The organism is Providencia sp. UF-183 (assembly GCF_058246155.1).
In genome coordinates this window covers 58770-85173 of record NZ_JBSICD010000014.1, presented here as the reverse complement: position 1 = coordinate 85173, position 26404 = coordinate 58770, and the positions used below count along the sequence as shown (strand labels likewise).

At 41.3% G+C, this 26404-nt stretch carries 23 protein-coding genes; 11 read left to right on the top strand and 12 right to left on the bottom strand.

The genetic code is table 11. From position 1 onward, the window contains the following. Positions 1 to 201 precede the first annotated feature (201 nt). From AC4IFT_RS14040 to AC4IFT_RS14030, 3 genes are all read left to right on the top strand, one after another. Positions 202 to 1062 (top strand): MIP/aquaporin family protein, encoded by an 861-nt coding sequence (locus tag AC4IFT_RS14040; RefSeq protein ID WP_206085966.1) that lies wholly within the window; start codon positions 202 to 204, stop codon positions 1060 to 1062. Positions 1063 to 1065: 3 nt separating this feature from the next. Next, a complete protein-coding gene (gene glpK / locus AC4IFT_RS14035; RefSeq protein WP_490751631.1) occupies positions 1066 to 2592 on the top strand; it encodes a glycerol kinase GlpK in 1527 nt (508 codons plus the stop codon). Between the two features lie 197 nt (positions 2593 to 2789). After that, positions 2790 to 6494 carry a hypothetical protein gene (locus tag AC4IFT_RS14030; RefSeq protein ID WP_490751630.1) on the top strand — a complete coding sequence of 1235 codons (3705 nt, stop codon included), beginning with the start codon at positions 2790 to 2792 and terminating at the stop codon, positions 6492 to 6494. Positions 6495 to 6530: 36 nt separating this feature from the next. Here the strand turns inward: AC4IFT_RS14030 and emrD are convergent, their stop codons facing one another. Next, complete coding sequence (emrD, locus tag AC4IFT_RS14025; protein WP_490751629.1) at positions 6531 to 7715, bottom strand: multidrug efflux MFS transporter EmrD; 1185 nt, start codon at positions 7713 to 7715, stop codon at positions 6531 to 6533. A gap of 438 nt (positions 7716 to 8153) precedes the next feature. Between emrD and fpr the strand changes: the two genes are divergently transcribed. Beyond that, on the top strand, positions 8154 to 8900 hold the full coding sequence (gene fpr, locus AC4IFT_RS14020) for a ferredoxin--NADP(+) reductase (protein WP_490736242.1): 747 nt from the start codon (positions 8154 to 8156) through the stop codon (positions 8898 to 8900). Between the two features lie 46 nt (positions 8901 to 8946). On the opposite strand, the gene AC4IFT_RS14015 is transcribed toward fpr, so the two are convergent. After that, a complete protein-coding gene (locus AC4IFT_RS14015; RefSeq protein WP_490751628.1) occupies positions 8947 to 9366 on the bottom strand; it encodes a DUF805 domain-containing protein in 420 nt (139 codons plus the stop codon). A gap of 51 nt (positions 9367 to 9417) precedes the next feature. Between AC4IFT_RS14015 and AC4IFT_RS14010 the strand changes: the two genes are divergently transcribed. The 5 genes from AC4IFT_RS14010 (at position 9418) to AC4IFT_RS13990 (ending at position 15607) form a co-directional block, all read left to right on the top strand. Beyond that, on the top strand, positions 9418 to 10032 hold the full coding sequence (locus AC4IFT_RS14010; RefSeq protein WP_490736238.1) for a DUF1454 family protein: 615 nt from the start codon (positions 9418 to 9420) through the stop codon (positions 10030 to 10032). A gap of 178 nt (positions 10033 to 10210) precedes the next feature. Beyond that, positions 10211 to 10981, top strand: coding sequence for a triose-phosphate isomerase (gene tpiA, locus AC4IFT_RS14005; RefSeq protein WP_219245045.1), 771 nt, complete (start codon positions 10211 to 10213; stop codon positions 10979 to 10981). A 305-nt stretch (positions 10982 to 11286) separates the two neighbouring features. After that, positions 11287 to 12231: an autotransporter outer membrane beta-barrel domain-containing protein gene (locus AC4IFT_RS14000; protein WP_490751627.1), complete on the top strand. Its 945-nt coding sequence runs from the start codon at positions 11287 to 11289 to the stop codon at positions 12229 to 12231. Positions 12232 to 12656: 425 nt separating this feature from the next. Further along, positions 12657 to 14537: a glycoside hydrolase family 3 protein gene (locus AC4IFT_RS13995; protein ID WP_490751626.1), complete on the top strand. Its 1881-nt coding sequence runs from the start codon at positions 12657 to 12659 to the stop codon at positions 14535 to 14537. A 113-nt stretch (positions 14538 to 14650) separates the two neighbouring features. After that, the gene (locus AC4IFT_RS13990) at positions 14651 to 15607 is read left to right on the top strand and encodes an OmpG family monomeric porin (RefSeq protein WP_490751625.1); all 957 of its coding nucleotides are present in this window, start codon (positions 14651 to 14653) and stop codon (positions 15605 to 15607) included. A gap of 140 nt (positions 15608 to 15747) precedes the next feature. Here AC4IFT_RS13990 and AC4IFT_RS13985 read toward each other — a convergent pair whose 3' ends face one another. The 8 genes from AC4IFT_RS13985 to AC4IFT_RS13950 form a co-directional block, all read right to left on the bottom strand. Then, positions 15748 to 16761 carry a sulfate ABC transporter substrate-binding protein gene (locus tag AC4IFT_RS13985; protein WP_490736229.1) on the bottom strand — a complete coding sequence of 338 codons (1014 nt, stop codon included), beginning with the start codon at positions 16759 to 16761 and terminating at the stop codon, positions 15748 to 15750. Between the two features lie 411 nt (positions 16762 to 17172). Beyond that, complete coding sequence (gene pfkA, locus AC4IFT_RS13980) at positions 17173 to 18150, bottom strand: 6-phosphofructokinase (protein ID WP_490736227.1); 978 nt, start codon at positions 18148 to 18150, stop codon at positions 17173 to 17175. Between the two features lie 395 nt (positions 18151 to 18545). Further along, a complete protein-coding gene (locus AC4IFT_RS13975; RefSeq protein WP_490736225.1) occupies positions 18546 to 19490 on the bottom strand; it encodes a phosphatidate cytidylyltransferase in 945 nt (314 codons plus the stop codon). Continuing rightward, positions 19487 to 20128, bottom strand: coding sequence for a lysophospholipid acyltransferase family protein (locus AC4IFT_RS13970; protein WP_490736223.1), 642 nt, complete (start codon positions 20126 to 20128; stop codon positions 19487 to 19489). The genes AC4IFT_RS13975 and AC4IFT_RS13970 overlap by 4 nt, the downstream gene beginning before the upstream one ends. Positions 20129 to 20345: 217 nt before the next feature. Continuing rightward, positions 20346 to 21098 (bottom strand): metalloprotease LoiP, encoded by a 753-nt coding sequence (gene loiP / locus AC4IFT_RS13965; RefSeq protein WP_490736221.1) that lies wholly within the window; start codon positions 21096 to 21098, stop codon positions 20346 to 20348. Positions 21099 to 21324: 226 nt separating this feature from the next. Further along, complete coding sequence (locus tag AC4IFT_RS13960; RefSeq protein ID WP_490751624.1) at positions 21325 to 21906, bottom strand: HutD/Ves family protein; 582 nt, start codon at positions 21904 to 21906, stop codon at positions 21325 to 21327. 79 nt (positions 21907 to 21985) lie between these two features. Further along, positions 21986 to 22270 (bottom strand): addiction module antidote protein, encoded by a 285-nt coding sequence (locus tag AC4IFT_RS13955; protein ID WP_273804020.1) that lies wholly within the window; start codon positions 22268 to 22270, stop codon positions 21986 to 21988. After that, positions 22267 to 22569 carry a type II toxin-antitoxin system RelE/ParE family toxin gene (locus AC4IFT_RS13950; RefSeq protein ID WP_225820369.1) on the bottom strand — a complete coding sequence of 101 codons (303 nt, stop codon included), beginning with the start codon at positions 22567 to 22569 and terminating at the stop codon, positions 22267 to 22269. The genes AC4IFT_RS13955 and AC4IFT_RS13950 overlap by 4 nt, the downstream gene beginning before the upstream one ends. Before the next feature lie 298 nt (positions 22570 to 22867). Here AC4IFT_RS13950 and AC4IFT_RS13945 point away from each other — a divergent pair, with 298 nt between their 5' ends. Then, the gene (locus tag AC4IFT_RS13945) at positions 22868 to 23602 is read left to right on the top strand and encodes a hypothetical protein (protein ID WP_490751623.1); all 735 of its coding nucleotides are present in this window, start codon (positions 22868 to 22870) and stop codon (positions 23600 to 23602) included. 30 nt (positions 23603 to 23632) lie between these two features. Here AC4IFT_RS13945 and AC4IFT_RS13940 read toward each other — a convergent pair whose 3' ends face one another. Beyond that, complete coding sequence (locus AC4IFT_RS13940; RefSeq protein WP_112860265.1) at positions 23633 to 23884, bottom strand: ogr/Delta-like zinc finger family protein; 252 nt, start codon at positions 23882 to 23884, stop codon at positions 23633 to 23635. Positions 23885 to 23934: 50 nt separating this feature from the next. Further along, positions 23935 to 25059, bottom strand: coding sequence for a phage late control D family protein (locus AC4IFT_RS13935; protein WP_490751622.1), 1125 nt, complete (start codon positions 25057 to 25059; stop codon positions 23935 to 23937). A gap of 155 nt (positions 25060 to 25214) precedes the next feature. Here AC4IFT_RS13935 and AC4IFT_RS13930 point away from each other — a divergent pair, with 155 nt between their 5' ends. After that, on the top strand, positions 25215 to 26402 hold the full coding sequence (locus AC4IFT_RS13930) for a phage tail sheath subtilisin-like domain-containing protein (protein ID WP_490751621.1): 1188 nt from the start codon (positions 25215 to 25217) through the stop codon (positions 26400 to 26402). Positions 26403 to 26404 lie beyond the last annotated feature (2 nt).

Here is a 26404-nt window from a genome sequence, read left to right as displayed (position 1 = left end):
ATCACATCACAAAGGTCGATTCCATCACTATTTTTGTTTGTTTTTGTTCGCTTTAGTGATGTAACACGCATTTTTCAATTTCGATATTTCTCGTTTATGTTCTTTAACGATAAATTTACAGCCAAGGGTTTTCGATTAGAAAATCTTAACTTAAAAAAACATTACAATAATTTTCATTTTCATTTTCGTAGGATAGAACATATGAGCCAAATGACCTCAACATCACTCACTGGTCAGTGCATCTCGGAGTTTTTAGGGACTGCATTACTGGTATTTTTTGGTTTAGGCTGCGTTGCCGCCGTAAGAATAGCAGGGGCGCAGCTTGGCCTCTGGGAAATTAGTGTTATCTGGGGGTTTGGCGTCGCTTTAGCCGTTTACCTCACCGCAGGTATCTCAGGCGCTCACCTTAACCCCGCTGTAACCCTTGCTTTGTGGCTATTTGCTTGCTTTGATAAGCGCAAAGTTGTGCCATATATCATTGCGCAAATGCTAGGCGGTTTTTGTGCTGCTGCATTGGTTTACGCCATGTACTCCCCTGTTTTTTTCGATTACGAACAAGTTCACCACATTATCCGTGGTACGCAAGAAAGTTTATTCACCGCAGGGGTATTTTCGACTTACCCTGCTCCGCAAATTAGTGTCTTCCACGCATTCTTTATTGAAGTCGTCATCGCCGCCATTCTCGTTTGCTTAATCTTAGGCTTAACTGACGATGGCAATGGTGTACCCCGTGGCCCTCTCGCCCCACTATTAATTGGTATCTTAATCGCGGTTATTGGCGGTTCATTCGGCCCATTGACAGGCTTCGCCCTCAACCCAGCGCGTGATTTCGGCCCTAAAGTTGTCGCTTATCTCGCTGGATGGGGTGACATCGCCTTTACAGGTGGCCGCGATATCCCTTATTTCCTTGTCCCATTGACAGCACCGATTGTCGGTGGTCTGCTAGGAGCCTTCGGTTATCGCAAATTAATCGGTCGCCACTTACCGTGCATGGTATGTGAAGAAGAGACCAAAGCAGAAAAATTATCCGTCAAAAATCCAAAATCCTCGGAACAGGCTTAAATTATGACAACTGAAACCACCATTGAAAAAAAATATATCGTTGCACTTGATCAAGGCACAACCAGTTCTCGAGCTGTCGTACTCGACCACGATGCGAATATTGTGAGCATTTCACAGCGTGAATTCACCCAAATTTATCCTAAGCCGGGCTGGGTAGAACACGACCCAATGGAAATTTGGGCATCACAAAGTTCAACACTGGTTGAAGTATTAGCCAAAGCGGATATTCGTACCGATGAAGTTGCAGGGATTGGTATCACCAACCAACGTGAAACCACCATTGTTTGGGAAAAAGCGACAGGTAAACCGATTTATAATGCCATTGTGTGGCAGTGCCGCCGTACCGCGGATTTCTGTACCCACCTCAAACAAAATGAAAAAGATTTAGAAGAGTATATTCGCCAAAATACTGGCCTTGTCGTTGACCCCTATTTTTCAGGAACGAAAGTTAAGTGGATTTTAGACCACGTCGAAGGTGCTCGCGAACGAGCTGAAAAAGGCGAATTACTGTTTGGTACCGTCGATACATGGCTAGTCTGGAAAATGACCCAAGGCCGCGTACATGTGACCGACTACACTAACGCGTCTCGTACTATGTTGTTTAATATCCGCAACTTAGAGTGGGATGATAAAATCCTCAAAGCGTTGAATATCCCACGAGCTATGTTGCCTGAAGTTCGCCCGTCGTCTGAAGTGTATGGCCAAACCAACATTGGGGGTAAAGGTGGAACACGTATTCCTATTTCAGGTATGGCAGGTGACCAACAAGCAGCACTGTATGGACAACTGTGCGTAAAACCAGGTATGGCGAAAAACACCTATGGAACAGGCTGCTTCTTACTGCTAAATACAGGGGAAACTGCGGTTCGTTCTAACCATGGTCTGTTAACCACTATCGCTTGCGGGCCAAAAGGGGAAGTGAACTATGCCCTAGAAGGCGCGGTGTTCGTTGGCGGTGCATCTATCCAGTGGCTGCGTGATGAATTAAAACTGGTTGATGAAGCCACAGACTCTGAATATTTCGCTACCAAAGTCAAAGACAGTAACGGCGTGTATGTTGTGCCTGCTTTCACTGGTTTAGGCGCACCATATTGGGACCCGTACGCCCGAGGAGCGATTTTCGGATTAACACGCGGCGCTAACCGTAACCACATCATCCGCGCAACGTTGGAGTCTATCGCTTACCAAACTCGTGATGTGCTCGATGCGATGCAAGCCGACTCTGGCGAACGCTTAAAAGCACTGCGTGTTGATGGTGGCGCCGTAGCAAACAATTTCTTGATGCAGTTCCAATCTGACATTCTAGGCACACCAGTTGAACGCCCTGAAGTGCGTGAAAGTACTGCGCTGGGTGCCGCCTACCTTGCTGGTTTAGCGGTGGGTTTCTGGAATAACCTCGATGAGCTGCAAAGCAAAGCGATCATTGAACGCGTCTTTAAACCAGGTATTGAAACCACTGAGCGTAATTTCAAATACGAAGGCTGGAAAAAAGCGGTCGCACGAGCGCAAGAGTGGGAAGATAAAGCGTAATTATTGATTGAAAATTTATCTCGTTGTCACAAAGGTGGTGCTTCGGTACCGCCTTTTTTATTTCCATAAAATCAATTCGCTAATAAATAGAATCACAATAATCAGACTAATAATAAATTAGAAAGGCTCTATTTCCTTGTTTAAAATCGTTGCGCTATACACTCATAAAGTGACAAGTTTTAACAATAGGAAAGGTTATGGATAACCAAAAAAAACAACAGGATGTATTACAGTTAGGACTGTATCGGAATAAAGGCAGAGTCGCAGTGTTAGATACGGGTTCGCCATGGTTGACTTCATTACAAAAAGCACCCTCAGCATCTCAAAGTGCAAACAAATCATATGACCTATTTAGCTGGCTAATAGATAAGCCGAGAATGATTGGAGAAACTAAGCATCACTTTATACTGAGTACCCTATCTGAAGAATCATTTTCTGGTTTTAATTTTCACCCACAACAAGGCCTGTTTGTTGAGAGTTTTAATTCACCCCATGAATGGCGTGAAGGTGAACCCCGCCCTCAAGAGCAAATTGCCGATTTGCTGCTACCCAGCGGCCAATGGCATCGCCACTATGACACCGTTGTTTTATCGCAAAGCGCCAATGACAAACAGGTTGAGCTGGTTCGCCACTACCTGCAATTAACAGGGGGTAGCGTATTAATTATTAAAGATCGACAAAAAGAAACATCGCCATCGATACAGAAATTAATCGCTGAATTAACCCCTGTTGAGCCCCATAACATTCAACTGTCATCAACAAAACATCGCGGTTTTCAACAAACAATCACACTTCCCCCTAACTCAATCAACTCACTGAAATTAACCGATGAGCTATTGGGAGATACGCAATATTTTTCAATCATCATTCATGATGTTGATGGTAATCCGCTTATCTCTCAGCACGATATTACCCTTGGTCACCACTTATCATGGGATGCTATAGCTCAAGCAATTGAATCAAGAGTTAATCAAGAGATGGCAGCGTTACAACAAAACCCCATCACGGTGAGATATCAAAATAACATGCTGAAGATGACAGGAAAGCAGGTTATTTTTTCTCAATTTCAGTTGAAACAGCAACAAGGGGAGCAAGTACTGCCGATTTTAGTGGCTGAAAACCCCCACCAGCTTCCCAATCAGCTGACTATTGGTGCCGTAACAGGAAAATTGGCTCAACATAATAATGTTTTGCGATATCAAATTCTTGAGCAGGCTAAATTTGGTGATGTGGTCATCGATCAACAAACTGGAGAGTGGATCTATATCCCCCATGAAGCCCTATTGAGATCAAATGCAGATCAGTTTGACGTTGTCGCGATTAGCCATGATGGTCATCAATCCGAGCCGATTTCTATTCATCTACAAACGAATGAAGCCCCCCAAGTTGTTATTCCTGGAAAGCGAACTTTTACCATTTCAGACCCGATTTACAAAGCTCCCAAACGGCGTTATCACCCTACACCTGATGATATGTATGTTCATAGTATTCAACTGGCACAAACTCACTTGCAGTCACCAAATGACCCTTATTTTAGCCTTACGGCTAACCGCTGGGCACTGCTCAAAGTGGATATCACGCATCCCTATTCAGCGAGTTCTCCTGATTTAGTGGCCATTGTCAGCAATAGAAAAAATGAAATATTAGAGCAAATCATTCTGACGGGGCCAGATAACCTACCCTCTCAATTAACGCCACTCCCTAATACTTCGAATCCTTTAGCCTACCACCAGCACGCTCAAAGCTTTACTGCACCAATAAAGGGGGAATGGGTGCAACCTGGCGTTTCTATTCAGATAGTCATAAACGACCAACCCATTACGACTCAAGAAACCAGCTCAGATGGTTTTATCTCACCTAATGTCACATTAGATAGCCATATCACCGCCTATGTTGATAACCATAGCCTATATCAACAGGGGCATGGTATTTATACCTATTCACCACTGAGCTGGGGGCAAGAAGCGGCGGCGATATTACCAATTAAGCAATTCACTCTGTATAACTTCCCCGCAACCACACGAAACCCCAGCGTGCACCCTTACATTACCCCTTATTATGATGCAAAAAGCTTAATTCACCCGAAATACGATGCCCCTGAAAAGATCCCTCATCACCTCGACTCGCAAATCAGTTGGGCATATTTAAACAGTTCACAATTTCACCATGCAAATCGCACCGATTCAATTTACCACTATACGGCTATTCAACCGTTAACCGCTTCGCTCTATTACCATACTCTCGGTTTAGCGATACCTCATGCAGGGGGCGGGTTACATGAACCAACGACGTTGTGGCATGAAATTTTTGGCCATGGATTTGGTTTGCCCCATACCAATATTAAAGATACAGCATACCCCTATAACCCCACAACGCATGGTCCAAACCCTGCCTATAACCAACATCGGCAGCACTATGTTACTTATAAATCCTCAGGTGATATTCCCAACCTTAAGCCAACGATGTACGCCACACATACTTATTTCACTAGCGAGCAATATGATGCCTTTTTGCCACACTCCGATTATTTTAATCGGCGCATTCAGCAGTTTTTAAGCCAAAAAACACGCTGGCAACCTAATCGTATTAAAGGGGAAGATACTGAGGATGGTGGTTTTGCGGGAGACGGTTTTTACCAACGCTGGCATGAATCGGAAATGCAGTGGGAAACCTTAAGACAAGGTAATTTCGCCCAATATTATCCGCAAGAAAATATCGATGAATGGCCTCATCAGCGAGATGTGCCTATATACTGGCTGCGCGGTCAGCTCGCAATCAATGAAGGTATTCCTCATCCTTATAATACGCTGATGGTTGACCGCACAGTAGGCAATCTACCCGCTGATTACCATAATTTAGAAACTGGCACAGGTCGTGCTTATTTCCCCTATCATAGCCATGCAATTGTAGTGACTTATGCAACACCGAGTGGCTTAATCACAGAAAAATTCCAAGTAAAAGTGCACGAGAATGATATTAGCTTAAATATTGCCGATAAAGGTGAGCTGGTTAAATTCGCGTTATACCAACTCAATCCACACAAAGAACTGGGGCAAGAGATAGCCCGATATTCCAACCCTTCATCATTAGCAAATAGAGTGTTTGCCAATAGTCATACCGATTCATTGCCAGATACACTCATTCTTGATGATTATTGGCAAGGCAATGCACTCTTTTGGGCAAGCACAGAGGAAAACGTAGTCGATATTTCAACAGGGAAAATCAATACGCAAGAAATCACGACCCTGAGCGCACTGAAAGCGACTTGGGTAGCAGATGGCAAACTTCATCAACACTATTTTTCATTATCCGACCCATTTGGCCAACAAAATAGCGTTTATACCTATCAACCATTCATCCCGATAAATCACCTCGATAAGCAAATAGAAACATCACAGGAAATTGAATCCATTGCTGTCCGTGCTGAACAACAATTAATATCCGACATGAATATCCACCAGAAGATTGATATTACTAACTTATCATTGCCAAACGGGGAATACCGATATTGGGTAACATTGCGAATGGTTGATAATGATGGCGAACAACAAGAGAGGGCACCGTTAGAAAATTGGTATTTTTCACGTGAAGGAATGACATTAACAGTAAGAGGAACCATTGACAGCACACCTGAATTAGAATGCACTGATATTGTTATCCATGTCGATCAGCATTTACAAGATGGTATTCAAGCAAGGGAAATTTGGCTTGTACAAGATAAAAGCGCTCACCTAGCGGAAGATAAAACGTTTTTAAACTATGACCGCCCTGTTGTTTTTAACTCGCCCGCCAATCAAGCAGAGCTTATATCTGCGTTTCCAGAACAGGAAACACATATGGTAGTTTCACCATCCTACATACCCACACCCGAATCACGCTTAATCAGTGCGCCTATTCGATAACCCATTAGGCGGAGAGCTCCGCCTAATTTTTCAATATCAAACCGTTCTTTCTGAATGCCCCATACGGCGAGCCAACGGCAGCCAACATAAAAGCACTAGGGCCGACATCAAAAACATCAACAAACCAAGGCTAAACTGCCCGTGTTGTGGCATTAATGAGGAAACCCATGTTGCCACACCAGAACCGACATTTTGTAAGCCGCCTACCAACGCGCCTGCCGCGCCAGCTAAATATGGGAATGGCTCCATTGCCCCAGTGGTCGCGAGGGGAAATAACATACCTGCGCCAAAGAAAAATACCGCTGCAGGCACTAACAATGTCCATGTATTCATAATGTCAAACCAACTCGGTATCCACATCATTAAACCTGCCAGCAAACAAATTAATACGGATTGCCACATCAAGTTGTAAAACGTTTTTCCTTCACGCCCTGCATACCACGCTCCAAAAAAAGCCGCAGGAATTGGTAATATAAATAAGATACTGACGGTGATGCTACTGAGGCCTAATACGCCGCCCATTAAAACACCGCTACTCGCTTCAAAAACGGCAATCCCCGCCAGCGCACCAATTAACATAGCTAAGTAAGATAAAAAAGCGCCATTAGAGAGCAATTCACGGTATGACGCCAGCATCTTACGTTTTTCTGGTGATACTGGGCGTGTTTCTGGTAGCCATCGGTACATGCTAAATAACACACTCCCACCGAGGATAAACAGGAAAATATAACAAGCATGCCAGCCAAAAAAGTGTGCCAATATTCCACCGAACATCGGCGCTAATAATGGGCTAACTAGCACCCCCATATTTAATAAACTATTTGCATAGCGTAATGCGGTGCCTTTATATAAATCTCGGGGCATGGTTCTCGCCATTACACCCGCAACGCCAGTGCCAAGCCCTTGCATACCGCTTGCGATAGTGAGCGTATTTAAAGTTGGCGCAAAAATCGCCACTATTGTCGAAAATAAGAAAATGGTTAGCCCTGCTAAAATAACGGGTCTACGACCAATTTGGTCAGATAATGGGCCATATAATAATTGCGAAAAACCATATGAAAATAAGTATGCCGCCATCACCTTCTGAACAGCTCCAGAAGGCTCATTAAAGTAGACTGCAATTTCAGCAATTACAGGGACATAAATAGTTTGTGTCATTTGGCCGACAGCCGCCAATGCAATAAGCATTATTAACAGATTGAAATGTTCCAGCTTTCTCATTTTTCTCTCGGATACAGCAAAAACTCCAGACACACAGCAACTTTGTATTATTAAAGATTAATAATACAAACCGAATGTTGGAATTTAATGACGAATATTTAAATGTTGTTTTACGTATTAGCGCTGACTCAGATAAACAGCAAATAATGCGTTTTGCTCTAATGTGATTAAGATAGCAAAATTTACGACTTTTTCTAAGTAGCTCGACATTTTAGTTTATATATCAATGGCAGCCATATTCGCCACACCTGTCAACATAACTGTACATTAAAATTAAGAAATAACTATTATTAAGAATAAATCACTGGAACACGTTATCGATAAGCATAAATAGTGAACTGCTTTAGTATTAAATCCTAATGAGCGATGCCCTAACTAATTAAGGTGAAACATCACCCACTTAGTAGGATTGATTTTGGAATAATAAGAGGTGGATTTATGGCAAATTGGGTAACTGGGAAAGTGATTGAAGCCAAGTTTTGGACGGATACATTGTTTAGCCTTGTCATCGACGCCCCCATTAAGCCTTTTACCGCAGGACAGTATGCAAAACTTGGCCTTGAAATTGAGGGAGAACGAGTTCAACGCGCCTATTCTTATGTGAATGCCCCCAGCGATAACCGACTTGAGTTTTATTTTGTCATTGTTCCCGAGGGCAAGCTTAGCCCTAAATTAGCGCAACTGAAACCTAACGATACATTGCAAATAACCGATGAAGCTGCTGGTTTCTTTGTCTTAGATGAAATTCCAGAGTGCAAAAATTTATGGATGCTTTCGACAGGAACTGCTATTGGCCCATTCTTATCTATCCTACAAGAAGGCAAAGACCTCGAACGTTTTGAAAAAATCGTTTTATTACATGCTGTTCGATATGAAAAAGACTTGAGCTATCTGCCATTAATGCAAAAACTTGAACAACAATACCAAGGGAAAGTAAAAATTGTCACAGTAGTCAGCCGTGAACAAACACAAACATCTTTGCATGGCCGAGTTCCCGCCCTCATCGAAAGCCATGCGCTCGAAAATGCCGTTGGTTTATCCCTTTCACCAGAAACGTGCCATGTAATGCTATGTGGTAACCCTGAAATGGTGCGTGACACACGGGATATGCTAAAAAATAGTCACGGTATGATTAAGCATTTACGTCGCAAACCGGGTCATATTTCCAGCGAACAATACTGGTAAATAGAGCTAAACACTACCCTGAGTCATTTCAGGGTAGTTTGCACTCTTATAAATAATTCACCGGCTCTGTTTTTTCACCGTATTTATTTGCGCTATCCATTCCCACAAAAACACCACAATCCAGTAGCATAATCATCGAAATAAATAAGGGTAAAAACCGCCCAATCCCCCACTGCCAGACAGGGTCAAATTGACTGACATCCATGGAATACAGTGCAAAAGCCAAAATAATTAATGCGAACCACCCCCCTGATTTCCCTCTATCGTGTAAGCGCTTTGAAAAGATAGCCGCTAAAGGATAAAGCAGTAGGACAAAAAGAAAGAGGGTAACCATTTCAGGTAATAAAAATGTATTCTGTAGCAGGACAATCACGGTCACTAAAATAAAGCTGGCAGCAATACCCGCCCAAAATGGCCGACGGCCTATACGACCTTTGAAGGAAAAAGCCCATTGTTGTAATGTCATTACCTATAATCCTGATACAATGTGAAAACCCAAAGAATGAGTGGCAAAAAAATGACTCAAACCTTAATTCGTTCGATATCCGCCATCATAACCATTTTTGTACTCAGTGCGCCACCTTTGGCAATCGCGCAAAAAGTGCCGACCTTGCCTGATACTGACTTTGAAGTGGCTTACTTAGCCCCCGACGCCGCTTCTTTTGATCTCACCATCCCTGAATTACGCAATCAGTTTAACCAAGCCTATAAAGATTTATATCTTCATGAATATAAAGTCATTGCGAGCCAAGATATTGCCGCACCTTATATTCGTGCGGCATCACGTATCAACCAACAAATCTATTCTTCTGCAGTGCTTGAGCGCGGTAGCGAAAAAATAAAAAGCTTACAAATCACCTTGCTCCCAACAGATAACGCACAAGAAGCCCAAGAAAACCGTCAATTAATGGAGCGCTATACCCTTGCGATTATCCATCAATTCGCTCCAGATGTTTCTTTAGATAAAGCCCCTGAGCTGACCACTGCCTTAAATAAATTTATGGCGGATCAAAACCCAACTCATGCGGAAGAGGCTCGATTAGGCGGCCTGCGATATATTTTAGTAAAAAGTGACAATAATGTGCTTACTTTTGCTGTTGAACCGATTAAGCTAGAACAACAAACACCCTAAACAGACTGTGATCACGCTCTAAGAACAAGCATGATGAAAAGCAAAGCTATTATGCCTTAATGTTCTTATAATACTTAAGGTGAATGGCGACAAAACTGTCACGTTGCGCCGGCAACATTAATGCGCAATGAATAACTTATTGATTAATCATTCAAACTCTCTGGTTGGAGGAAATAACATGCGACATCCATTGGTAATGGGTAACTGGAAATTAAACGGCAGCACCCATATGGTCAATGACCTGATCGCTGGTCTGCGTAACGAACTGAGCAGCGTTGATGGCTGTGATGTAGCTATCGCACCACCAGCAATCTACCTGACTCAAGCAAAACATGCTCTGGCGGGCAGCCGCATTGCATTAGGTGCACAAAACGTTGACGTCAATCTGTCTGGCGCATTCACTGGCGAAACATCAGCTGAAATGCTGAAAGATGTTGGCGCAAAATACATCATTATTGGCCACTCTGAGCGCCGTACTTATCACAAAGAAAGCGATGAATTTGTTGCTCAAAAATTTGCTGTACTTAAAGAACAAGGCTTAATTCCTGTTCTGTGTATTGGTGAAACCGAAGCTGAAAACGAAGCGGGTAAAACTGAAGAAGTTTGCGCTCGTCAAATCGATGCAGTGTTGAACTCCCAAGGTGCGCAAGCATTCCAAGGCGCCGTCATCGCATACGAACCAATTTGGGCTATCGGTACAGGTAAATCTGCAACACCAGCACAAGCACAAGCTATCCACAAATTCATTCGTACCCATATTGCGAAGAAAGATGCTGCAATTGCTGAACAAGTCATCATTCAATACGGTGGCTCAGTGAATGCAAGCAATGCTGCTGAACTGTTTACACAGCCAGACATCGACGGTGCGCTAGTTGGTGGTGCATCTTTGAAAGCTGATGCATTTGCTGTGATTGTTAAAGCCGCTGCGGAAGCAAAAAAAGCAAAATAAACTTATTTTACTTTTTTATAATTAGCCGCCATTTATTGGCGGTTTTTTATTTAATTATCGATGTAATTAAATAAATATAACTTGAATTAATATCAAATTTAAAATCAAACGATTGAGAGCCCCATAATATCACAAAAATAAAAACAAAATAAAAACCTTAAAATTCAAATTTATAAATATTATTTTCACCCATTCAGCTTATCCTCTATCAAATAATAACAATAGACACCACGCAAAGTTTAATACAAATTTATCCTGCCTAAAAAATCAGTAAAACTTAATAAAGATTACTCCAAAGGATAAAAATGAAATATATAATTAGTTTAATATATAGCATCATAATTATATTCCCGGCTATTTGCTTTTCTGAAATAAATAATGACTTTTGGCGCATTAAAACCAATGTCTATATGGAAATAGAAGAATACCAAGGGCAGCGAGATGCATATAAAAATAAAGTCTACGATAAGCTAAGTACCGTGGGCCAATTAGCCCTAACAAACCCAGAGTCTCTATGGCGATTTAATTTAGAACACCGTGAATCCATGAGAAACCATGGGCGTAACTTCAGTGCCTCACGTGATTCCTACCTTCGTAGCCGTACTCAGCTCGATATCACAAAACAATTTATTAAAACGCCGAAAACTGACCTCGAAATTGGTGCACGGTATCGAAAAGAATCCAATGACTCCCCACCAGAAACAAAAGTTCGCTCCTCCAGTAGCTTATATGCGCTAACACCAGCGGGTAACTATTATTTTAATGATAAATGGTCCTTTAATTTTTGGCTTTCTTATTATTATTACAGTAATTATTTTAATAATAATAGCCATGAAGCAGAAACTGAATTTGGAGCGACTTACCAACACTCAGACAATTTAAAAGCAAAGCTGACTTTTTATTACGACAAAGCATGGGATAAAAATTTCAGCACTCGATTCCTACAATCACAAATTCGTGCTTATTTGCCTTTTACCTTAAAGTCCAATTGGCATATCACACCTTATATTCGCTACGCGATACAAGAAGATACTTATGATAAACATTTCTATCTTGTTCAAAAAATTAATAACGGTTTTCGCCTAGGCACCAACGTCGAATACCAAGCCACCCCATCCTTAACGCTATGGGGAGGTGTTGCCTATGAACCTTCAACATGGAAAAACCCAAAAGAGAACGGTGCGACATCCGGCAATAGCAATAAGCAGACGCTTTATATTGGAAAAATTGGTGTAAAATACCTTTGGTAAACGTCAATTGATTAGCTTCAGTTATTTTTCTAAAAAAAATAAGTCACACGCAGCAAGATGTGACTTATTTTGTTTTGTACTATCGTTTTATATTTTAACAACATCAAATATGACAATATTGAAATTGGGTAAAATTAAATCAAAGAAAAAATATTAATTTAAATAAAAAATATTGTTTAACTATATTTAAGTAATCGATCACATAACCAAATAATACCAAAATGAAATTATTCCAGTTCAAATCAAACCATTCCGTTTTAATTATCCTTTAATATCATGCAAATAAATCAGGTATTTATAAGTCCGTATTTATCTTGTATTCTTATTATTCACAAATCAAGAATACCACCAACTGTGATTCTACTCACATCATAAATAAACCCGGGTACTTATTATTCCTCGAAAAATAACTTAGAGAGAATAATATGAAAAAGCTTACCCTACTCACCGCTTGCCTTTTTAGCGCGTTATCCATGGCTGATCCAATAACTCAAGCTCAGCTCAATGAGCTATGGAAAGATAAACAAAAATCTGCTGATGAAATCGTTAACAAGATGTCAGAAGCGGAAAAAATTGGTCAGTTATTTATGCTGGACTTTAGATATTGGAACAAGGACAGCAATGGAGAACCTGCTGCATTTCTTGCCATGAATGATGAGGTTGCTAAAGTTATTTCCCAATATCATCTCGGGTCTGTCATCCTATTTCGTGAAAACCTTATTGATACACCACAAACCATTAAATTAATCAATCAGTTGCAGTCATCACGTAGCAACTTACCTCTTTTCATCGGTACCGACCAAGAAGGCGGATATGTCACTCGCCTACGAGTTGGTACTGAGATGCCGGGAAACATGGCGCTGGGCGCAACTCGCAACCCAGCACTCGCCGAACTGACGGGAATGATCCATGGATATGAGCTCGCCAGCCTTGGGTTCAATATCAACTTTGGCCCTGTTGTCGATGTCAATAATAACCAAAATAATCCAGTAATCGGTGTTCGCTCATACTCTGACAACAAAGAGTTAGTTGAAACCTTATCCACTAACTACATCAAAGGGATCCATAAATATAACCTATTGACTTCTCTTAAACATTTCCCTGGTCATGGTAATGTTTCCTCTGATTCTCATGTTGATTTACCTATTGTAAACTCTGATGCCAAAACTTGGCGTTCTACCGAATTAGCGCCGTTTAGATATGCTCTTGCTCATGGTTCTGATGCGGTGATGACCGCGCACATTATTGTTCCTGCCCTTGATGATAATAAAATCACCACGCTAACAGGCAAAAAAGTAGGTATACCGGCAACATTATCAAAACCTATTTTACATGGCATCTTACGTGATGAACTCAAATTTGAGGGGCTGATAGTGACGGATGCGATGGACATGGGTGCCATTGCGGATAATTTCGATATTAATTGGGCAGTAGAAACCTCGCTGCTTGCGGGCTCCGATATTGTGCTAATGCCGATCAAAATGTGGGATACAGAAGCAGTCACACGTCTTGATAACATGTACCGTTATTTAGAGGTACAAGCTGCGAAAAATCCAGAACTACAAAAACGAATTGATGAGTCAGCAAAACGTGTCGTTCTGAAAAAACTTCAGCAACAAATTACCGCACAGCCAGTTGATATCAATGTAGCTGAACACGTTGTTGCGTCTAAAAGCCATAAAGACCTTGAAAATATGGTTTCAGAGCAAGCAATCACATTGATCAAAAATGACAACGTACTGCCTTACATATTGAAACCCCAAAACCGTATTTTAGTCATTTCTGACGAAAAACCACGTAATACGCTTATCGAAAAACACTTATATGATATCGCCGCTGAAACAGGCGTTAACATCAAAAGTAATGAGCACGTTGTAAAGTTGAATGAAAATACACTGTCAAAAAGTGATGCCGAGCAACTCATTGCCAATCAAGATTTAATTTTACTCACAACCTATAACCTAAAAGATACCCCCACAAATGCCCAGTTCATCATTGATGCAGCAAATAAAACCAAGACACCGTTGGTCGTGATTTCCTCTCGTAACCCTTACGACATCGCGTATTTAAACGGCGTCAAAGCAAATATCGCGATTTACGGGATCACTGGGTTTGATATTACTAATAATAACCGTAACTCATTGGAAACCAACATTCGTAGTGGACTGCGTACCTTGTTTGCCGATAGCCACTCTCAGCCACTAAATCCACCTAAAGGCTTATTACCCGTCAATATCAAAAATCCACAAGGGAACAAAATTCTCTTCCCTTATGGCCATGGTGAAACTTACCACACTGCACAGTAATGACTTTAATCATCAATTAATTAGCCTTTATGTCACCACAGAGTAAAGGCGAGATACTTACGCCTTCACGAAGGCATAAAAAAACAAAAATAGATAAAAATTAAAGGGTTAAAATGAAAACTTCATTGAATGGTTTACTTCTTGTTACGCTATCTGGACTAAGTATCACCGCTTTCGCCGCAGAACCCGCCACAAATGATTACTGGCGCATATCATCTAACGTTTATATGGAATTAGAGAAATTTGAAGGGCACCATAACACCAGTGGTCGCAAAGTTTATGACAAAACAACCATGGTGGGGCAACTCTTTTTAGTTAATCCTGAATCAAAGTGGAGCTTCTTCCTTGAACACAAAGAATCATTAAGAAGCTATAACCACGACTTTTCGACATCTAAAGACTCATTTATTCGTAACCGTACACAAATTGGTGCGACTCGAAAAATGTATGCCAGTGATATTGGCCAATTCAATCTGAATGTCACTTATCGAAAAGAATCTAATGACTCAGCCCCTGGAACTCAGGCCCGACCATCCAATACCATGTTCTGGTTGATGCCGAGTGGTACTTACAATATTACAGATAAATGGGCCTTTAACTTCTGGGATGCGGTGTATCACTATGATAATTTTCACGCACCAAATAGCTACGAGTGGGAATCTGAACACGGTTTAGTTTATAAAATCAATGATTCAGCGACAGCAAAAGTCTATATGTATACTGACTGGACATGGGATAAAGATTTCAACAAAACATGGGAACAAAACCAAATTCGTGGCTATTTCCCAATTACACTTAATCAAGATTGGAGTGTCATGCCTTATTTTCGTTACTATTTAAACGAACATAACTATGACAGCAACAAACGCACGACTCAAAAAGTGAAAGAGGGTTATCGAGTTGGAACTCAAGTTTTCTACAACCTAACACCGAAACTGACCTTATGGGGAGGCTTTGCTGTTGAGCCAAGTACATGGGAAAATGAAAAAAATGCAGGTATTACTTCCGGTAGCAATAATCGTCAAACCTTCTACCTGGGCCAATTAGGTGTTAAATACCAATGGCAGTAAACTGATAAATCACCCCCCTAGCCTACTTCTAACAGGTTAGGGAAGTTTGTTTGCTTGCTCGACCCTAGGAGCATACACCAGTATGTGACTAGGGTTAGTAAGCGAAGCCAACACCTCTACAAATTGAAATATGACGAGTATCAGCGTTGGATTATCTCGTCAAACACCCCTCCATTCGCAAAATGCGTTGCTTGCGCGGCTTGCCAGCCCCCAAAATCTTTATCAACTGTTAGCAACTTCAACTCAGGGAATTGTTGCTGATATTTTTTTGCGACTTCACTATCTCGTGGCCGATAATAATTTTTAGCGGCAATTTCTTGCCCTTCTGGCGAATAAAGGTGTGTTAGATAAGCTTCTGCAACTTCTCTGCGGTCACGTTTATCAACCGTTTTATCGACGACTGCCACTGTCGGCTCTGCCAATATGGAAATGCTTGGTGTCACGACTTCAAATTGACCATTTTCGCCTAATTCATTGATAGCAAGTAGTGCTTCATTTTCCCACGCGATCAAAACATCACCAATCCCACGTTCAACAAAACTATTTGTTGCTCCTCGAGCTCCCGAGTCTAACACTTCGACATTTTGGTAAAGTTGCTTTACAAATTGCTTCGCTTTTTCAGGGTCTTGCTGATTTTTATTTAATGCATAGCCCCACGCAGCTAAATAATTCCAGCGTGCACCGCCTGATGTTTTTGGATTAGGCGTCACCACGGAGACGTCTTTGCGAATTAAATCATCCCAGTCTCGAATATTCTTCGGATTATCTTTACGCACTAAAAAGACAATCGTTGATGTATAAGGGGCTGAGTTATCAGGAAGTTTTTCTATCCAGTTTTTATCTATGCGGTCGCTTTGCGCTATCGCATCCACATCATATGCTAAGGCTAACGTAACAACATCCGCCTCTAACCCATTGATAACTGAAATAGCTTGCTTACCAGAGCCCCCATGGGATTGACGTACTGTAACGGTATCCCCTGTTTTTTTATTCCAGTAATCACTGAACGCCTGATTATACTGTTGGTAGAACTCACGCGTGGGATCATAAGACACATTCAACAATTGAATATTTTTCGCCCAAGCCCCTGTTGCCAATACCAATAACAATGCCGTTGTTAGTTGCGATTTTTTGACCTGCCATGAACTTGCCATCATCGATTCCTCATCAAATTGTCGATAGGATGAGGCTGACAGATAGCATCAGTTACTGGAAATAATTAAAAAGAAAAACTTATGCTTATGGGGAATATATGAACAGGCAAGAGGGAGGTTTAGTTGTGACTAGGATTGGGTTAATGGACAAATATCCATCTTCTAAATAATTTGAGTTGTGACTAGGCGGCGAACGAGGATAGCTTGGGGAACATACATAAGTATGTGACCCGAGTAGCCGAGAGCAGCCAACAACGTCACAGCTCAAAGTATGACGAAGATCCATCTTCTAAATAGTTCAAGTTGTAGGTAGGCAGCAAGCAAAGCTAATCCCTAGTCACATACATAAGTATGTGACTAGGGTTAGTGAGCGTAGCCAACCCCCCTACAGTTCGGAATATGAAGAAGATGCTAGTAAAGTTTCTTAGCTGTCTCAAACCAATCCTTCTTAAAGACACGCTTCATATTCATTACCGCATCAATAATGTCATGGTGAACCAATTTTTCATTTTGGATCCCCACACAACGACCACCGTAGCCTTCAAGCAATAATTGAATTGAGTAGGCTCCCATGCGTGATGCTAAAATACGATCATACGCGACAGGTGACCCCCCGCGTTGAATGTGGCCTAGCACTGTGGCTCGAGTTTCGTGTTTGGTTTCTTGCTCAATATATTTAGCTAACTCATCAACGTCACAAACATGCTCGGTAATGGCAACAATCGCATGGCGTTTGCCTTTTTCAATACCTTGTTTAATTTCAGATAATAATTCTTCACGGTCGAATGGCATTTCTTGTTCTGGTAACACTAAAAATTCACAACCACCTGCAATCGCCGCAGACAGTGTCAGGTCACCACAGTAACGCCCCATAACCTCGACGATAGAAATTCGTTTATGGGATGTAGAGGTATCGCGCAAGCGGTCAATCGCTTCAACAACGGTTTCAAGAGCGGTAAAATAACCGATTGTATAGTCCGTTCCTGCAACATCATTATCGATTGTGCCAGGTAGACCTATACAAGGAAAGCCCGCTTCTGTTAGCGCTTTCGCTCCCAAATAAGAGCCATCACCACCGATTACAACTAGCGCATCAATATGGTTGTTCTTCAGATTTTCAAAGGCAATTGCACGCACTTCTTCATCACGGAATTGTGGGAAACGAGCTGAGCCTAAAAAGGTGCCACCGCGGTTAATCATATCCGATACGCTGTATCGGTCTAATTGTTTCATGCGGTTTTCATATAGCCCGAGGTATCCATCAAAAATACCCATCACCTCTAAGCCTTCACCTAAAGCAGCACGTACTACGCCGCGAATTGCTGCGTTCATGCCTGGTGCGTCGCCACCACTCGTTAAAACTCCAATTCTTTTAATCTGCTTGACCATGATGACCTCTGATTAATGAACATAAAATTGCAAATCTATAAAAACCGCTCGACCGCACATAACTCGCTTAAAACCCAAAGCTGAATTGATTCAACAAATGGCATAATACGGCAAAGTTAAGATTATGCATCTGCTTTCCATCAAGCTTTTGTGTTTTATTGTGATCCAGTTTACATAATTCTAGTCAATGACCTCAATAGGTAAACTTTTCCCCTCTAAAAAGAGGTTCTAAATAAATTAAAGCAACAATACACTACAGGTGCCTTAGTTTGAAACACAAATTAAGTACAGATAATACCACTTTAATTCATTGCGTGCTGTAGCCACAAAGCAAAAGAAAAGCACCATTTGGTGCCTTATCTTAGTGAACGAACAAAAACGAAAGTTAAACGCCGTTAAGTGTAATAATAACGCGTTAAATGGAAAAAAATGGGTGCAGCAAAACACAGTGAATCTATTCGGTCTAGCATTCCGCCATGGCCTTCAATGATTGCGCCAAAATCTTTAATTCCGCTATCTCGCTTAATGGCTGACATACATAGCCCGCCCACAAACCCCATAATAGTGATCGCCAGTGACATTAAGCCAGCCACCCACCAACTGAATGGAGTGACCCAGTACAAGCAAATCCCAATCAGCACCGATGATAAAACACCGCCGACAAAGCCTTCAACCGTCTTGTTTGGGCTTAATTTTGGAACAATTGGCCGTTTACCCATTAGTTTGCCAAATACATACTGTAATACATCCGAAATTTGCGTCACGATAATTAAGAAGAGCAATAATTTCACACCCTCCCCTTCGTAACCCTCAATCTTCAGCATCAACAGTGCTGGAACATGGCTTAAACAGAAAACTGTTACCAACATTCCCCATTGAATTTTTGCGGTACGTTCAAGAAAGTGGAAAGTGTCCCCAGCAAGTGCAATACGTGTAGGTAAAAAGAGAAAAACAAATACAGGCACAAAAATTGAAAACATCCCATACCACTCGATGCCGACAAGAAGGTATTGCAACGGTATGAAAACAAAGAAACACCAAAACAGCGCTTCATGATCACTTCGCCGCGTTGGCGTTAACGTAATAAACTCCCGCAGTGCAAAGAAGGATATCAACGCAAATAAAATAACAACTGCAATATTGCCAAGTACGACCGCTAATACACAGATGATACACATCACCCACCATGCCCGAATACGAGCATTCAGGTTATCAATCGTTGGATTACTTTTATCACCAGAGTAACGGTAGGCCAAAATTCCACCCACTACACTCGCAAAAACCAATATCCCAAATACACCAGATAATAATAAAGCTAATTCGCTGTCCCACAGGCTCATGGTATCAACTCCTCTAATGCTTCTTTCGCGCGTTGTAAAAATTCAGTTTTATTTTCATTTTCAGTTAAAGGAGCGATAGGTTTACCGACGACCGCAGAGCAAATAACCGGCACGACTAATTTTGACCCTTTAGGCAATACACGATTAAGGTTTTCTAGGTAAATAGGGACGACTTCAACATCGGGGTATTTTTTAGCTAAATGGTACAGGCCACTCTTAAATTGGCTTAGCTCCTCGCCATTACCGCGAGTTCCCTCTGGGAAAAATATCAATGAATGTTTAGCGGCTAAAACGGATTCAAGAGGCTCCAAGATATTACCTTGCGCAGGTTTGTCCCCTTTTCTATCCACAAGAACAGCACGAAAAACGTTATTCACTAAATAACGGCGAAAGGGTGTTTTATCCCAATAGTCTTTCGCTGCGACAGGGTGAACAAAGTGGCGCATCAGCGGCGGTAAGCCAGACCAAATAACCAACCCATCAAGATGACTTGAATGATTAGCATAATAAATACGCGGAGTTATGGCAGGCTGGCAACCAACCCAACGAGTACGAACTCCTGTTAATAAACGGCAAGTACCCGATAACAGCATTCCCATCCCCTTCGCAAGAAGGGAAATTTTCTGTACTTTTTCCATCATTTTTCCTTGCTAGCGTTTTATCAAACGTAAAACTGCAACACTCTGAAAAAACCTGAATCTTGTTTAAGGAATAAGATAGTGAGTGATTGAGGGAAGCACAACGGGGTAAGTTCCGATTTCTAACGCTGAAATAGGAATATTGGTAAGAAATAAACGATAGGTGCAACAGTGCCTATTTACACTGTTACACCTTATTATCAAAAATAATTAAAAATTATTTTTTGTCAGCTGCAATACGGTCACGGATGTTTTGTGCACGTTCACTTGAAGGCGGGTGAGAGTCAAACATGCTTGTCTCTTGGCTACCCATTTTTGCTAATTTCTCAAAACCAGTGACTAAACCGTCAGTTTTCACACCGCGTTTTTTCAGTAAGTCATAAGAGAAGTTATCCGCTTCGCTTTCTTGATGTTGAGAGAACTGAGAGTTGATCAGTTTTTCACCCAGCGCAGCAACTTGAGAAGCGCTCAGTTGTTCAACTACGCCACCCGCTGATGCTGCCGCTGTACGCGCTGCAACAGCTGCATAAGCAACTTGCATTGCTTTACGAGTATGGCCTAATGCAACGTGACCCATTTCATGGCCCAGTACGCCTTCAACTTCGTTGTCGTTCATCACATCCATCAAACCGCTGTATACACGTACACAACCGTTTGCCATCGCCCATGCGTTCACATCGTTAGTCATGTAAACTTTATAGTTAACTGGGGTACCATCAACTTCGTTACCCAGAGCTTTAGCGATTTTATCTAAACGTTTGGAATATTTGCTTGATGCAGGTGCAATTTTGTTCTGTGCATCCATCTCTTTACAAGATTGGTCGCTTAATTGCTTAACATCTGAATCACTCAGTGTTGCTGCTTGGAATAATTGCATCCCAGAGTTCGTCAGCATTCCTTGGTCAATATTTTTACAACCTGTCAAAATCACAGCAGAAACAGCAACTGCTACAAGCGCTTTCATTTTCATAGAATATTTTTCCTTTAAAAATACCGTTATTATTTTTTTAGTGACGCTAAAGACTATAAATTCTGAGGAAAATAACAATAGGAATAAAGCCATAATTACGTGTTCTATGAATTTGATAACATTTTTACTGAAATCGCGTAATCGACAGAGCAATATTCCATCTTAAAAACGAATTGATATTAAAAATATTGCAAAATTACCCCGATAAATAGCATTAAAAATCTAACTATTTAATAAATAACTCTATTATGCAAAAATCCTGTTCTGTAGGCAGAGTAGTTGAAAATTGCAGCGGCTGGATATTATCCCTCACTAACAACGTTTCAAAATGATTTAAAACAAATGGTTGCGAGTTCACTTTCATACTCAGACTTGGCGCAGTATTGAAAATGAGAATCTGGGCTGCATCGCTAATCCATGAAGTGCCTGACGATGAACAAATCCACTGCAAGCGTGCTGAATATTTTTCAGGGTTATAAATCAAATTGAAATCACGAATAGCGTCTTTGACCAGTTCTGCATGCACATGACTTTCACCCTTAAAGGCAAAAAACGCTTTTTGCCGTAACGTCACTGGATTCTGGTCATCCACATGCAAAACCATTCCTTCCCCTTCCAGCACACCAATAATACGTTGGCGATTTAAAAAATGAGAAAAAGGCCCCGCTGCTTTCACGTCTGCAATAGAGACTCTCCAGTCAAAATCATCAAGCCCTTCGCCATGGCTTCTCGCCACTTCTAACGTGACGCCTTGTCCATTTTTCCAAGGCATACTGCGATAATCCTGAGCGGTTAACACGTGAACCATAACGTTATCCTATTTTTTAGTAGAGAGGTAATAGCAAGGTATTGAAATAATAAACATTTATTTCAATAAAAATAGAGTGTTAAATACTTTTAAATTGTAGCTTCAAACCAAGAGAGTTAACTATTTTTATTATTGTATTGAATGTAGGATTACCTTGACCTGACAATGCTTTATATAAACCTTCACGGCTCATCCCTACCTCTTTAGCTAGTTGACTCATATTTCGAGCTTTTGCTATATCCCCGAGGGCTGATAATACTAAAGCAGGATCACCTTCCTCCAAGATCTCATTAAGATACAATTGGATTTCTTCTTCGCTATTTAAATGCTCAGCAATATCATATTCTTTTAATTTAATGGTCATAATTCACCTTCAATTTGACTAAAGACCTGTTTGGCTTTGATGATATCTTTTTGCTGGGTACCTTTGCTCCCACCGGAGAGCAAAATAACCATAACGTTATTTTTCTGTTTTAAATAAACACGATACCCTTGCCCCTCATGTATCCTCAGCTCTGAAAAGCCATCACCAATCGGTTCAATATCGCCAAAATTTCCATTTTTTAGTCGCCGAATTCTCACTTGAATCTTGGTTTTCGCCCTTAAATCCTTGAGATCCCGTATCCAGTTGTCGAATAGATCGGTCGTTAATACTGTTATCATAAGACGTCTCCTTGTCTTGATACTTGTATCTTAATCACCCTCCACAAATTGTCAACTATAGTTAACATTCAATCTATTTAAACAAAAAAAAAGCCCCTAAAAGGGGCTATAAAAGACAGGGATGGTGTTCATTATTTTAAAGTAAGCTATTGTTATTTAAAGCTTTATAATTCACACCGTCCACGTTCCGTCCACATCGACCATTATTGACCCAAAAGCCGCTTTTTTTAAGCGGCTTGCTATTTCAAATTTGATGCATGACCATATGTTGATTTTACTTAAAACATATGGTGAACAAATGGAAAAGGTCATTGTTGCAATATCCTCTCTTGGATTTATCGCATTCATTTTAGGTTTAATAAAACCGAAACTAGTTTTCATGCCTAATAGAAAAACTTCTTCTCTGATTTATTTAGCTGTATTTCTTGGTGCTGCTGTACTTGGTTCTGTGTTGTACCCACACCAAAACACTACAACAGAAACAACCAAACAAGATAAACCACAGCAAATCCAGCCAATAGAAAAGCCTTTCAAATACGCGGAGCTAACTCTTAAAGAATATAAAGATGAGACTCAAAAAGAGCGTGAAAAAATAGTTAATAACTACTTGGAACACAAACAACTTCCTCTATCCAATAAACCTCTGTTTTATGCCTGTATCAGTCAGCTTTCATATACAAAAGCACCTGAATTAAAGCTAAACGAAACGTTAGGCTGGTGCTATGCAGACTTTAGCCGCGACCCTAATTCACTCAGTGATAGAGTTAATTTAGATGTCTTTGTTTCAAACTTTAGTAAATGGGATGGGTCATACCGACCTTTAGAAAAGCTCATCAAAAATAATATGAATGATGACGACAGCTATAAGCATGATGAAACAACGTTTCGCTTAATGCTTGATGCAAAACCACCTTATGCCATTGTCAGTACAACCTTTAGAGGAAAAAATGCTTATGGCGCAATGGTCAAAAACAATATGAAGGTAAAAGTAGATATTGCTACAGGCGATATTTTAGAAATTATCCCCCAATAAAACGTAACCCCTCATTTTGAGGGGTTATTTCTATATCAGCAACGAAAGTTGATTCTCGCCATAATGGCTTTTCGGAAACGCATCACCTGGTAATTTAAAATCAGCTGGTAACGGTTGAGGGTTGGGTATCGTTAAATAGCGTTCGACACTTTGTAATGTCGTGAACGTACAACCACATAAAACATTTTGACACTGATGATAACTGCGTTTTGTTTCTTCTGTTACTGGCTCACTCGTGCGAGTGTAAGATGCGGCGCCGCATTTTGGACAATTAAACGCCATTGTAAAGCCTTGGTTCTTGGGTTTGCCTAGCCTAATTATAACACGTTATATCAATTGGCTGAATTATCACCGTCTACCATATTGTCATTATCAATTTTTAATTCTAATTCTAGTTGTGTTTGAAATCCGTTATCACTGATTTGATGCACTACGCGAGAAATGATCCACCGGTGGCTATCAATAACCGTTTTAAAACCAACAACTGCTGCTGGCATTTCGGGGTATAAATCGGCTCGTCCTCTTGCTAGGGTAATATTGAATTCTGCGGCGCCTCTTTGCAGCTTTAACCACTTTGCCGCTGCTGCCCGTTTAGCGGTCTCTTCGGTTTTATAGGTCTGGCGCAACACATAAACATTACCTTCTGCCCCTTCTAAATATTCGCCCTCTTTACTGCTGGATTTCGCCTTTTTCTCTTTTTTCAGCGTGGTCGTTTTTTTCTTTTTTCGCTTAACACTCGTTGCGGGCTTTTTACCAAAATTCAAGTCTAACCAATTAGCTTTAACACCGGTATATGCGTCACGGTCTGCGACTCTAAAACTGTGCTTGTCACCCACATCACGCTTAATTACCACCTCGGGTATGGGCGTTCCGCTTTGTGTTAAACCACGATTGGGAATAATAAACAGTAAGTTACCGTTTTTAATCGTCGCAATGGCCCCAACCATTTCAGCCATACGGGATAAGAAACTAATATCACTCTCGTTTGTTTGATCTGCGTGGTCAATTTCAATATCAATTAACTGTTTACTGACTGCAGGGGTTAAGTTGTAGCGCCCCGCGATAGCACTCACAACTTTACCGACTTTGATATCATGCCAGCTATATTCGCGCTTAACGTTAAATTCTTGGCGAAAGTCTGCAGACCTGGCAGTAATGATCACCTGGTCAGGCGCCCCACTATGGCTGATTTCATCAACGGTAAAAATACCTTTGTGTATCAATGGCTCTCTTAGCCAACCAATTGCGATACTGACCTCAACACCGCGCGGCGGCAGTTCTATTTTTCCGTCAGTATCATCAATGGTGATTTCCAGTGTGTCAGCTTCAAACCCACGATTGTCGGTTATCGTCAGGCCAATTAACCGATCATTTAAACTCAGTATTTGCTTACCGCCTATCGTGATATCAAACGCTGGTTGCTTCACTAGCTCAGAATCAAAATATTGCTCAAACATAATTACCTCCCCGTATGCCGACACTTTCCCACATCGCGCGCGCGAGTTGGTATAGCTTTTCCTTGTCGTGTGAATGTGACAAGTCAAACCGCATGATTTTACAGGTTTTTATTAAGACAATAGTGTGACTGATATTATTCTAGTGAGGCTCAATTATGACTTATCATCACGGCGTGGAAGTCAAAGAGACAACAAAACTCACCACATTAATTCGTGACTTAAACACCTCAACAATTGGTGTTGTCTGTACGGGTGATGATGCGGATGAAAGCTTGTTTCCTCTCGATACACCCGTATTAATTACGCGCATTAATAATGTGTTAGGTAAAGCAGGTAAAACCGGCACATTGTATAAAACGCTCAAAGCAATTTCTGACCAGTGCAGCCCAAAAGTGGTTGTGGTTCGTGTTGCCGATGCTGCCAATGTGAAGCCCGAAAATGGCGTAACAAAAACGCAAGACCAGCTTGTGATTGGCGGCAATGGTGCTGATGGTCGTTATACCGGTATGTATGCCTGGTTAACTGCAAAAGCGAAAGTGGATGAACAGCCACGTATTCTTATTGCACCTTGGCTAGACACTAAACCCGTTGCACTGCAAATGGCTATCTTTGCCGAAAAACTCAAAGCATTTGCTTATGTTTCGGCAAATGGCTGCGTCACAATTTCAGAGGCGAAAGAATACCGCAAAGATTTTAGCCAACGTGAAGTGATGGTGATTTACCCTGATTACTTAGGGTTCAACACTGAAACGGGTAAAAATGAAGTGATTGCAGCGCCGGCAATTGCTGCTGGCCTACGTGCCCGTATTGATGATGAGCAGGGTTGGCATAAATCACTTTCTAACGTGCCAGTTAATGGCGTTCTCGGCATCTCCGCTGATGTTTATTGGTCATTGCAAGACAAAGATACCGACTCAAACGACCTTAACGAAAAAGGCATTACCACCTTAATTAAGTACCAAGGTTATCGTTTTTGGGGCAACCGTACGTGCGATGAAGATATTTATGTTTTTGAAGTATATACCCGCACGGCGCAGATCTTAGCTGAAATGATCGCAGAGGCGCATTTTGCCTATGTTGATAAGCCACTCACTCCATCATTGATAAAAGATGTGATTGACGGCATTCAAAAGAAAGGGGATCAACTGACTACGCAAGGCCGCTTACTGGGCTTTAACTGTTGGTATGACCCATCGGCAAACCCAACAACACAATTACGTGATGGTCACGCCATCATTAAATATAAATACACGCCAGTACCACCGCTTGAGCGTCTTGGATTAGAGCAGACCTTCACCGATGAGTATTTCGCCGTATTCGACCAATTAGGCTCAGGAGCGTAACA